Raw genomic sequence first — 9895 nt, 5'->3', positions numbered from 1 at the left:
CGGCCAACGCCGTCTCAAGCGGCCAAGCGTTCCTTGGCGCGTGCCACTTCCATCTCTCGCGGCAGCGGCACCGTGTTCTTCACCGCAAGGATCTCGGCCATCACGCTCACCGCGATCTCCGGCGGCGTCTTGCTGCCGATGTAGATGCCGATCGGGCCGCGCAGGCGCGCGAGCGACTTGTCGGTCTGGTCGAAGTGCTCGATCATGCGGTCGCGCCGCGCCTCGGCATTGCGTCGCGAGCCGATGGCGCCCACGTAGAACGCATCGCTCTGCAAGGCCTCGAGCAGCGCAAGGTCGTCGAGCTTCGGATCGTGCGTGAGCGCGACCACGCAGCTGCGGCGGTCTGGCCTGAAGGCCAGCACCGCGTCGTCGGGCATCTCGGTCGTGATCGTCACGCCCGGCAGCGACCACGCGGTGCGGTACTCGGCACGCGGGTCGCACAACGTGACCGCGAAGCCGCTGAACTTGGCCATCGTCGCGAGGTACTCGGCGAGCTGGCCGGCGCCGATGAGCAGCATGCGGTACTCGGGGCCGAAGGTGTTGGTGAGCTCGGTGTCGTCGACCTTGAGCTCGTCGGGTGCGGTGGCTTCGGTGAGCTTCACCGCGCCGGTCGCGAGCGTCACGGTGCGCTGCATGAGCCGGCCTTTTTCGAGTTGGGCCACGAGCGTGTCGAGCGCGGCGGCATCGGGGTCGTATTCGAGCAGCAGCTCCAGCGTGCCGCCGCAGGGCAGGCCGAAGCGGTGCGCCTCGTCGGCGGTGATGCCGTACTTCACCAGTGCGGGCGGCGTGCCCAAGGGCACGCTCTCGCCGTTGCCGTGCGCGCGGCTGTAGCGCGCGATCAGGTCGTCCTCGATGCAGCCGCCCGAGACCGAACCGACCACCGCGCCATCGTCCGCCAGCGCCATGATCGAGCCGACCGGCCGGGGCGACGAGCCCCAGGTGCGCACCACCGTGGTCAGCAGCGCGCGCTTGCCGGCCTGCCGCCAGTCGCGCAGCGTGCGAAGCACCATGACGTCGAGGTTTTCCATGGGCGCGTTCGTCTTCAGTTCGTCGTATCGCCTGGCGCGGCGGGAGCGTCCTTGTCGTCCTTCTTGCCGAGCCCCATCTTCTTCATGAGGCCGGACATCACGCCCGCCTTCTCGGCGGGCGCGTCGGCCGTGTCCGTGGCGACGGCAGGCGGCGGGCCGTAGCGGCTTTGCATTTCGGCCTCGAAGCGCTTGAAGAAATCGTCGGCGGTCGACTTGGCGGCGCCGTCGATCAGGCGCTGGCCCAGTTGGGCGATCTTGCCGCCGACCTGCGCCTGCACGGTGTAGTCGAGTTCGCAGCCGGCAGGCGCCAGGGCGGCCTCGGCGGGAACGCCGTCAGCGGGGGCGGCATCTGCGGCGACAGGCGCCTCGGCTGCACTGGCCACCGGCTTGAGCGTCACGCTAGAAGAACCCTTCGCAAACCCCGCCACGCCGCCCTGCCCTTCGAAGGTGAGCTTGTAGCCATCGGGCGCCACGATGTCCGACAGCACCACCTTGCCGCTGAACTTGGCCGACACGGGACCGATCTTCAGTGCGAGCCCCACGCTGTACTGGTTGTCGCCGGTGAGCTCGAACTTGTCGCAGCCGGGAATGCACTTCTTGAGCGTCTCCGGGTCGTTGAGCGCTTCCCAGGCCTGTTGTTGCGTGACGCCGAGGCGGCGGTTTCCGAGCATTTCCATGGTGGGTCTTCCTTGTTTTATTTGAGGGTCTAGCGACCGGACCGCATCAGCGCGGCAAGGCTGGCGGCGAGTTGTTCGAGGGCACTGAGATTGTGAACCGCGAGCATCGCGTCCGCGTGGCGGTGCAGCACGGTGGCCCCACGCGCCAGAGGGGCGTAGCCCTCGAAGCGCAGCAGCGGGTTGAGCCACAGCAGCCGGCGCGAATGGCGCTTGAGCCACAGCAATTCATTCTCCAGCACGGCGGGCTCGCCGGTGTCCAGACCGTCGCTGATCACCAGCACGAGCGTGCGGCGGCCGGTGAGGCGACGCGCATGCGCACGCCGGAGCTCGGCCAGCGAACTGCCCAGCCGCGTGCCGCCCGCGAAATCGTCGATGGCGAGGCTGGCCGCGCCAAGCATCGCATCGGTATCGGCGAGTCGGAACGCAGGCGTCAGGTCGGTCAACCGGGTGCCGAAGGCGAACACGTCGCGCCGCCCGGCCCTTCGCGTGGAAGCATGCAGAAACGCGAGCAGCAGGCGCGCGTAGCGCTCCATCGAGCCCGACACATCGACCAGCACCAGCAGCGGCAGGGGTTGCTCGCGCCGAGACAGTCGCGGCAGGCGCAGGATCTCGCCGCCGGTGCGCGCGGCCTCGTGCAGCACGCCGGGCCAGTGCATTCGCGCATGCTGCCGGCCGGCATCGCCCGCCGCGCGCAAACGCCGCGAAGGCAACGAGGGAATCGGCAGCGTCACGTCGCGCGCGAGCCGTTCGACCAAACGGTATTCGGAGGCGCCGAGCGCGTTGAAGTCCGCATGCTGCAGACGCTGGCGGTCGCTCGATGTCATGGCGGCATCGAACTCGATTTCCTTGTCGGGCTTGGCGGCCACGGCCGGCTTCGCGGGATCGCGCGGCGCCGTCAGCGCTTCGCGCACGCGCGGCCGGCGTTTGGAGGGTTCGGCCTTTCCCTCGGCGCTCGGCAGCATCTGGGCAAGCAGCTTGTTCGCCAACTCGGGATCGCGGAACCAGGCATCGAAGAGCTCGCGGAACACCATGCGGTCCTGCTCGCGGCTGACCATCACGGCTTCCATCGCGGCGCTCAGATCGAGCTTGTCTTCCACGCCGACCAAAGTAACCGCTTCGGCGGCGAGCGCGATGCGCATCGCATCGGTGCGCACGCCTGCGCGGCGCAACGCGCGGCCGAAGGCGGTGATGTTGCCGGCGAGCTTGCCGCTGCGGACGTCGCCGAGTTGCTGGATGCCGGCCATGCGCAACGGCCTCGGTCTGCGGCCGCGCTCAGCGCGCGACCGGCTCCTCGGGTTGCAGCAGATCGGACGCCAGCTCGCGCGTGAGCGCCGCCACGTCGTCGCGCTGCTTGAACAGGATGCCGGCGGTGTCGACCACCACCTCGGGATCGAGCTCGACGGTATCGAGCGCAATCAGCGCCCTCGCCCATTCGACGCTCTCGGCGATGCCGGGCGCGCGCTGGAAGGCGTTGATGAACGGCGCATCGCGCAACCGTGCGACGAAAGCGGCGACCTGCGCCGAAAGCTTCTCGCCGGCCTCGGGCACCTGGGCCCGCACGATCGCCAGTTCGCGCTCGCGCTCGGGGTAGTCAAGCCAGTGATAGAGACAGCGCCGCTTCACCGCATCGTTGAGCTCGCGCGTGCGGTTGCTCGTGAGGATGGTGACCGGCGGCACCACCGCGCGCACCGTGCCGAGTTCGGGAATGCTCACCTGGTATTCGCCCAGGTACTCGAGCAGGAAGGCCTCGAACGGCTCGTCGGCGCGGTCCACTTCGTCGATCAGCAGCACGGCACCGGGCGCCGGCGTCTGCAACGCCTGCAGCAGCGGGCGGCGGATCAGGTAGTGCGGCTGGTAGACCTCGGCTTCCACGTCACGCGCCGCACCGGTGGCCTCGGCCGCACGCATGTGCAGCAGCTGCGCCGCGTAGTTCCATTCGTAGAGCGCCTCGCGCTGCTCCAGCCCGTCGTAGCACTGCAGACGCAGCAGCTCGCGGCTCAATGCCTTCGACAGCGCCTTGGCCAGCTCGGTCTTGCCGACGCCGGGCTCGCCCTCGAGCAGCAGCGGACGCTGCAGCTTGAGCGCGAGGAACACGGCGGTCGCCAGGCGGCGGTCGGCGAAATAGCCGGCCTGCATCAAGCCTTCGGAGAGGGAGTCGATGGTCGGGAAGATCATGGCAAAGGGTAGCGGAAGACGCGAGCGCGTCGCGCCTTCCGGTGATCGGCTTGCTGCTTCAGCCGAGCGCCTTGGTGACGGCGCGTTGCGTGAGCACGCTGATCAGGTTCGCGCGATAAGCAGCCGAAGCGTGCAGGTCGCTGTTGAGACCGCTCGCATCGATCTTCACGGCCGCAGCGGCTGCCGCGGTGAAGCTCTTGTTGAGCGCATCCTCGAGCCCCGCATGGCGGAACACGCCGTTGCCCGCGCCGGTGATGGCCACGCGCACGCCGCTGTCGTACTGCGCGAGAAAGATGCCGACGAGCGGGAAGTGCGAGGCCTTCTGGCGCAGCTTCTCGTACACGGCGCGCTTCGGGACAGGGAAGCGGATTGCGGTGATCAGCTCGTCTTCTTCCAGCGCCGTGGTGAACAGGCCCTGGAAGAAATCGTCCGCCGCGATCTCGCGCTTCGAGGTGATGACCGTGGCGCCGGAGCCCAGCACCGCGCTCGGATAGCACGCCGCCGGGTCGTTGTTGGCCACCGAGCCGCCGATGGTGCCCATCGCGCGAACCTGCCGGTCGCCGATGCGCGAGGCCAGGTCGGCCAGCGCCGGGTAGGCGGCTTTCACGTCGGCGTTGTTCGCCACGTCGAGGTGACGCGACATCGCACCGATGGTGATGGTGCCGCCATCTTTCTTGATGCCGGTGAGTTCCTTGATGCCGCCCAGATCCACCAGCTGCTCGGGCGCGGAGAGCCTGAGCTTCATGGAGGCAAGGAGCGTCTGGCCGCCGGCGAGCGGCTTGGCGCCCGCGGCAATGAGTTTGGCCGCATCGGCCACGGTGGCTGGCCGTTCGAGTGTGAAGGCGTACATGGGGTGTGATTCCTTCTGTGTTGTTGTTCAGGGAGCGGGACGGCCTTGGGTGCTGGCGGCGAGCGAGGGCGCTTGCGCGTCCTGCGGCGTGCCGCCCTTCTGCATGGCTTCCCAGACGCGGCTGGAAGATGCAGGCATGTCGAAATCCTTGACGCCGAGCGGCGCCAGCGCATCGAGCACCGCGTTGATCACGGCCGGCGGCGAGCCGATGGCCCCCGCCTCGCCGCAGCCCTTGGTGCCCAGCGGGTTGTGCGTGCACGGGGTGCACACGGTGTCGAGCTTGAACTGCGGAAAGTCGCCGGCGCGCGGCATGGCGTAGTCCATGAAGCTGCCGGTGAGGAGCTGGCCGGTTTCGTTGTCGTAGACGCAGTTTTCCAGCAGCGCCTGGCCGATGCCCTGCACCAGCCCGCCGTGCACCTGGCCCTCCACGATCATCGGATTGATGATGGTGCCGAAGTCATCCACCGCGGTGAAGCGGTCGACCTTCACTTCGCCGGTCTGCTTGTCGATCTCGACCTCGCAGATGTAGGTGCCGCCCGGGAAGGTGAAGTTGGTCGGGTCGTAGAAGGCGGTTTCGTTCAGGCCGGGTTCGAGCTTGTCGAGTGGGTAGTTGTGCGGCACGTAGGCCGTGAGCGCCACCTGCCCGAAGGGGATCTTCTTGTCGGTGCCCTTGACGGTGAATTCGCCGTTGGCGAACTCGATGTCGGCATCGCTCGCCTCCATCAGGTGCGCGGCGATCTTCTTGGCCTTGGTCTCGATCTTGTCGAGCGCCTTCATGATGGCCGCGCCGCCCACCGAGATGGAGCGCGAACCGTAGGTGCCCATGCCGAAGGGCACGCGGCCGGTGTCGCCGTGCACCACGTCGACGTTCTCGACCGGAATGCCCAGCCGCGCCGCAACGACCTGCGCGAAGGTGGTCTCGTGGCCCTGGCCGTGGCTGTGCGAGCCGGTGAACACCGTCACGCTGCCGGTCGGATGCACGCGGATCTCGCCGCATTCGAACAAGCCGGCCCGCGCACCGAGCGCGCCTGCGATGTTCGACGGTGCGATGCCGCAGGCCTCGATGTAGCTGGAGTAGCCGATGCCGCGCAGCTTGCCCTTGGCCTCGGTCGCCGACTTGCGCTGTGCATAGCCTTCGACGTCTGCCAGCACCCGTGCCTTGTCCATGCACGCATGGAAGTCGCCGGTGTCGTACTGCAGCGCCACCGGCGTCTGGTACGGGAAGCTGGTGATGAAGTTGCGCTTGCGGATCTCGTCCTGGCCCAGGTTCATTTCCCAGGCGCAGCGCGACACCAGTCGCTCCAGCAGGTAGGTGGCCTCGGGCCGCCCCGCGCCGCGGTAGGCATCGACCGGCGCGGTGTTGGTGAACCACGCATCGACCTCGACGTAGATCTGCGGCGTCGTGTACTGGCCCGCGAGCAGCGTCGCGTAGAGGATGGTCGGTACCGCGGTCGAGAAGGTCGAGAGGTACGCGCCGAGGTTGGCGTCGGTGTGCACGCGCATGGCCAGGAACTTGCCGTCCTTGTCCATCGCCATCTCGGCGTGGCTCACATGGTCGCGGCCGTGCGCATCGGACAGGAAGCACTCCGAACGCTCCGCCGTCCACTTGATGTTGCGGTTGAGCTGCTTGGCCGCCCAGGTGAGGCACACGTCTTCGGCGTACAGGAAGATCTTGGAGCCGAAGCCACCGCCCACATCGGGCGCGATCACGCGCACCTTGTGCTCTGGCAGGCCCAGCACGAAGGCCGTCATCAGGAGGCGTTCGACGTGCGGATTCTGGTTCGACACATAGAGCGTGTAGTCGTCGGTGCCGCGGCTGTAGCTGCCGATGGCCACGCGCGGCTCGATCGGATTCGGAATGAGCCGGTTGTTGACGAGGTCGAGCTTGGTGATGTGCGCGGCGGTGGTGAACACGTTGTCGACCGCCGCCTTGTCGCCGAGCACCCACTTGTAGCACTGGTTGTCGGGCGCTTCGTCGTGCAGCGTGGTGCTGCCGGTCTTCTTCGCTGCGTCGGCCACGCTCACCAGCGCGGGCAGCACCTCGTAATCGACCACCACGGCTTCGGCCGCGTTCTTGGCCTGTTCGACCGTCTCGGCCACCACCATGGCCACATGGTCGCCCACGTAGCGCACCTTCTTGATCGCGAGGATCGGGTGCATCGGCTCCTTCATCGGGGTGCCGTCGGGGTTGTTGATGAGCCAGCCGCAGGGCAGCCCGCCCATCTTTCCCTCGATGTCCTTGCCGCTGAAGATGCCGACCACGCCGGGCATCTTCGAGGCCTCGGCGATGTCGATCGACTTGATGACCGCGTGGGCGTGCGGCGAGCGCACGAAGACCGCATGGCTCTGGTTGGCCAGCGTGATGTCGTCGGTGTAGTTGCCTGCGCCGGTCAGGAAGCGATAGTCTTCCTTGCGCCGCAGGGCCTCACCGATATGGGGCAGGTTCGAGAAGTCGGAAGCACCCATGATGTTGCTCCCTTCACGCCGTGGCGGTGGTCTTGACCGGAGTGCCCGAGGCCATCGCCTCGCCACCCATCTTCACGGCCTTCACGATGTTCTGGTAGCCCGTGCAGCGGCACAGGTTGCCGTCGAGCAACTCGCGAATTTCCGATTCGCTCGACTTGGGGTGGTGGGTGCACAGGTCGATGGCGCTCATGACCATGCCGGGGGTGCAGAAACCGCACTGCAGGCCATGGCATTCCTTGAAGGCCGCCTGCATGGGGTGCATGGTGCCGTCGGCTTCGGCGATGCCCTCGATGGTGGTGATGTCGGCGCCGGCCGCCTGGGCGACCAGCACGTTGCAAGACTTGATGGCCCGGCCGTTGACGTGGACCGTGCAGGCGCCGCACTGGGCGGTGTCGCAGCCGACGTGGGTTCCGGTGAGGTGAAGGTGCTCGCGGATCGCGTGCACAAGGAAGGTGTTTGGCGGTGCGTCGACCGTGACTGCGCGGCCGTTGACCTTGAAAGCTACCTGCATGTGGCTGTCTCCGTGAAAGGTGATGGCTGGTTCAGCGAAAGGCATCTTGGATGCCCACCTTTCGCACTATCCTAGGCAAAACCCTCGTCACTTGCGCAGTGCCCGCGAAATTCTCAAAATGAAACAGCTTGCCTCCCGGTGAGCCAGGAAAAGCGGGGCCACCCCCGCGAACCCACACGATGAATACCACGATCGTTTCGCCTCCCCCCGAGCGCTCCCTGGCCATTGCCCAAGCCCGGCGCGAGCTGCTCCACGGCGATGCGCCGCACGCCCGGAGCACGGTGCGCATCGATCCCTGGATCACCCGTTCATGGCAGCGCTGCATCGAGGCCGGACGCCGCCCGCAGCACCGGGTGAGCTTCGATCCGGTGAGCCGGTCGGCCAGCCGCGAAGCGACCGAGCGCAACCGGGCGCTGGTCACGGCAGCCCGTCCGGTGATCGAACGCCTCTCCCGCGCCATTGCCGACACCCGCTATTTCGCGATCCTGACCGACGCCGACGGCATCGTGATCGACGTGGGCGCGCTGCCCGACGGCACCGACACCGCCAGCCGCTATGCGCGGGACATCGGCCGGATCGGGGTCGATCTTTCGGAATGCGCGATCGGCACTTCGGCCATCAGCACCGCGCTGGCCGAGCAGGAATCGGTGTGGCTGCACCGCGGCGAGCACTTTTTCGACGACACCAGCGTCTACAGCTGCGCCGGCGCACCGCTCTTCGGGCCCCGGGGCGACTGCATCGGCATGCTCGACCTGAGCGGGGTCCAGACGGTGGAGCGGCCCGAACTGCGGCACCTGGCCACCCTCTCGGCGCGCAGCATCGAGAACATGCTGGTCATGCAGGACCCGTGCGAGCTGCTGCTGCACCTGGCCTGGCCCGGCCATCCGGGCAACGAAGCCACCGAGGGCCTGGTCTGCATCGACGCCAGCGGCAACGTCACCGGCGCCAATGCCGCCGCGCGGCAGATGCTGCACCAGCCCCTGGCACGCGGCCAGCACGCCCTGCATTTCAACGACCTGTTCGCGCTCCCGCTGCACATGATGTTCGATGCCGCCCGGCGCGGCGACGCGGCGCTCGAGGTGCCGCTGTGGTCGGGCCTGCGGGTGCAGGTGCGGCCCCAGCGCGGCGGCAGCGGCGCGGGCGGGACGGTGCCCGATGCGCGGCCAAGGCTGCGCGATGTGGAAACCGCATTGATCCGCAAGGCAGTGGCCGATGCGCGCGGCAATGTGGCGGAGGCTGCGCGCGCGCTGGGCATCAGCCGCGCGACGGTGTATCGCAAGCTCTGGCGCGGCCGGCCGGCCGGCGCGCCGGACTGAACGCCCGGCGTCCGGCTTTCGCTCAGGCCCCGACCGGCACCTTATCGAGAAAACCGGTCACCGACCGCAGCTTCCCCGCATCGATCTGCGCGAAGTCGGTGCCCTGAATCAAGTCTTCAGCCCCGCTCGGGCCGAGCGTCCACGAGAAGCGCAGGTTGTCGCCGTGCGCCTCGGCCTTGCCCAGCAGGTTGAAGCGAAAGCCCGGGTAGCGCTGATGCACCGCGCCGACCAGCGCGCTGATCTGCTCGCGGCCGCTGGCCTGGGCAATGGGGTCGACGTAGTGCGCATCGGCGGTCCAGCCGGCCTCGATCAGCGCGGCGCGGCGTCCAGCGTCGGCTTCGTTCCAGACGGCGATGTAGCGTTGGGCAATCGTGGTGGCGTCGTGTGCGGCGGTGTTCATGATGACCATTCCTTTTCGAGGGTTCGTTCGACCCGCAACATCGCGGGGTGAATGAATGGTCGCGTCGCACGCGTCAGGCGTCGATGACGTGGGAGGTCATGGAATGCGGCTGCCGTAGCGGATGCTCGCGAGCGCGCCGTCGCGGAACAGCAGCATCGTCTCGAACTGTCCCGAGCCGGGGCGATAGGTCCACTCCTCGGCCTGGTCGCAGCGGTTGTTGTTGACGATCACGGTCTGGCCGCCGGGCGAGGCCGACGACGGCGGATTCACGATCACCTCGGGCTTGTTGCCGTCGGGCCTGGCGCAGAAGTTTTCCTTGAACACCGGCTCGCCGCACTTCTGCAGGATGGTGAACTTGGAGTCGCCCCTCTGCGCGAAGTCGCGGTTGCAGTTCAGGGTCTGCGCCTCAGCCGGCACGACGGACGCGAGGGCCAGCCATGCGGCGGGAATCAGGAGGGATCGCTTCACATGA

The 9895-nt window shown here is 67.8% G+C and carries 10 protein-coding genes; 1 reads left to right on the top strand and 9 read right to left on the bottom strand.

Annotated features, from left to right (window positions below; translation table 11 throughout):
• Positions 1 to 14 precede the first annotated feature (14 nt).
• Genes QF040_RS33935 through QF040_RS33905 form a run of 7 tightly spaced genes read right to left on the bottom strand, consistent with a single transcriptional unit; the run spans position 15 to position 7707 of the window.
• Positions 15 to 1028, bottom strand: coding sequence for an XdhC family protein (locus QF040_RS33935; RefSeq protein ID WP_429614552.1), 1014 nt, complete (start codon positions 1026 to 1028; stop codon positions 15 to 17).
• 14 nt (positions 1029 to 1042) lie between these two features.
• The gene (locus QF040_RS33930; protein ID WP_429614551.1) at positions 1043 to 1705 is read right to left on the bottom strand and encodes a CoxG family protein; all 663 of its coding nucleotides are present in this window, start codon (positions 1703 to 1705) and stop codon (positions 1043 to 1045) included.
• Between the two features lie 29 nt (positions 1706 to 1734).
• Entirely contained in the window at positions 1735 to 2949 is a 1215-nt protein-coding gene (locus QF040_RS33925; RefSeq protein ID WP_429614550.1) for a vWA domain-containing protein, read from the bottom strand.
• A 28-nt stretch (positions 2950 to 2977) separates the two neighbouring features.
• A complete protein-coding gene (locus QF040_RS33920) occupies positions 2978 to 3880 on the bottom strand; it encodes an AAA family ATPase (protein WP_429614549.1) in 903 nt (300 codons plus the stop codon).
• Positions 3881 to 3938: 58 nt separating this feature from the next.
• Complete coding sequence (locus QF040_RS33915) at positions 3939 to 4730, bottom strand: FAD binding domain-containing protein (RefSeq protein WP_429614548.1); 792 nt, start codon at positions 4728 to 4730, stop codon at positions 3939 to 3941.
• Positions 4731 to 4757: 27 nt separating this feature from the next.
• On the bottom strand, positions 4758 to 7196 hold the full coding sequence (locus tag QF040_RS33910) for a xanthine dehydrogenase family protein molybdopterin-binding subunit (RefSeq protein WP_306877814.1): 2439 nt from the start codon (positions 7194 to 7196) through the stop codon (positions 4758 to 4760).
• A gap of 13 nt (positions 7197 to 7209) precedes the next feature.
• Entirely contained in the window at positions 7210 to 7707 is a 498-nt protein-coding gene (locus tag QF040_RS33905) for a (2Fe-2S)-binding protein (protein WP_013540204.1), read from the bottom strand.
• A gap of 179 nt (positions 7708 to 7886) precedes the next feature.
• Between QF040_RS33905 and QF040_RS33900 the strand changes: the two genes are divergently transcribed.
• Positions 7887 to 9023, top strand: coding sequence for a helix-turn-helix domain-containing protein (locus QF040_RS33900; RefSeq protein ID WP_307684825.1), 1137 nt, complete (start codon positions 7887 to 7889; stop codon positions 9021 to 9023).
• A gap of 22 nt (positions 9024 to 9045) precedes the next feature.
• Here the strand turns inward: QF040_RS33900 and QF040_RS33895 are convergent, their stop codons facing one another.
• Complete coding sequence (locus tag QF040_RS33895) at positions 9046 to 9423, bottom strand: nuclear transport factor 2 family protein (protein WP_429614547.1); 378 nt, start codon at positions 9421 to 9423, stop codon at positions 9046 to 9048.
• A gap of 96 nt (positions 9424 to 9519) precedes the next feature.
• Complete coding sequence (locus QF040_RS33890) at positions 9520 to 9891, bottom strand: DUF2845 domain-containing protein (protein WP_307599252.1); 372 nt, start codon at positions 9889 to 9891, stop codon at positions 9520 to 9522.
• Positions 9892 to 9895: the final 4 nt, after the last annotated feature.

The organism is Variovorax sp. W2I14, from assembly GCF_050435205.1.
GTDB lineage: Bacteria > Pseudomonadota > Gammaproteobacteria > Burkholderiales > Burkholderiaceae_C > Variovorax > Variovorax paradoxus_C.
Note: the sequence above shows the minus strand (reverse complement) of the source record. Positions and strands in the feature narration are given on the sequence as shown.

Excerpts from the sequence above, each read along its gene's own strand:
- QF040_RS33935 (WP_429614552.1), bottom strand. The coding sequence starts at position 1,028 with ATGGAAAACCTCGACGTCATGGTGCTTCGCACGCTGCGCGACTGGCGG.
- QF040_RS33930 (WP_429614551.1), bottom strand. The coding sequence starts at position 1,705 with ATGGAAATGCTCGGAAACCGCCGCCTCGGCGTCACGCAACAACAGGCC.
- QF040_RS33925 (WP_429614550.1), bottom strand. The coding sequence starts at position 2,949 with ATGGCCGGCATCCAGCAACTCGGCGACGTCCGCAGCGGCAAGCTCGCC.
- QF040_RS33920 (WP_429614549.1), bottom strand. The coding sequence starts at position 3,880 with ATGATCTTCCCGACCATCGACTCCCTCTCCGAAGGCTTGATGCAGGCC.
- QF040_RS33915 (WP_429614548.1), bottom strand. The coding sequence starts at position 4,730 with ATGTACGCCTTCACACTCGAACGGCCAGCCACCGTGGCCGATGCGGCC.
- QF040_RS33910 (WP_306877814.1), bottom strand. The coding sequence starts at position 7,196 with ATGGGTGCTTCCGACTTCTCGAACCTGCCCCATATCGGTGAGGCCCTG.
- QF040_RS33905 (WP_013540204.1), bottom strand. The coding sequence starts at position 7,707 with ATGCAGGTAGCTTTCAAGGTCAACGGCCGCGCAGTCACGGTCGACGCA.
- QF040_RS33900 (WP_307684825.1), top strand. The coding sequence starts at position 7,887 with ATGAATACCACGATCGTTTCGCCTCCCCCCGAGCGCTCCCTGGCCATT.
- QF040_RS33895 (WP_429614547.1), bottom strand. The coding sequence starts at position 9,423 with ATGAACACCGCCGCACACGACGCCACCACGATTGCCCAACGCTACATC.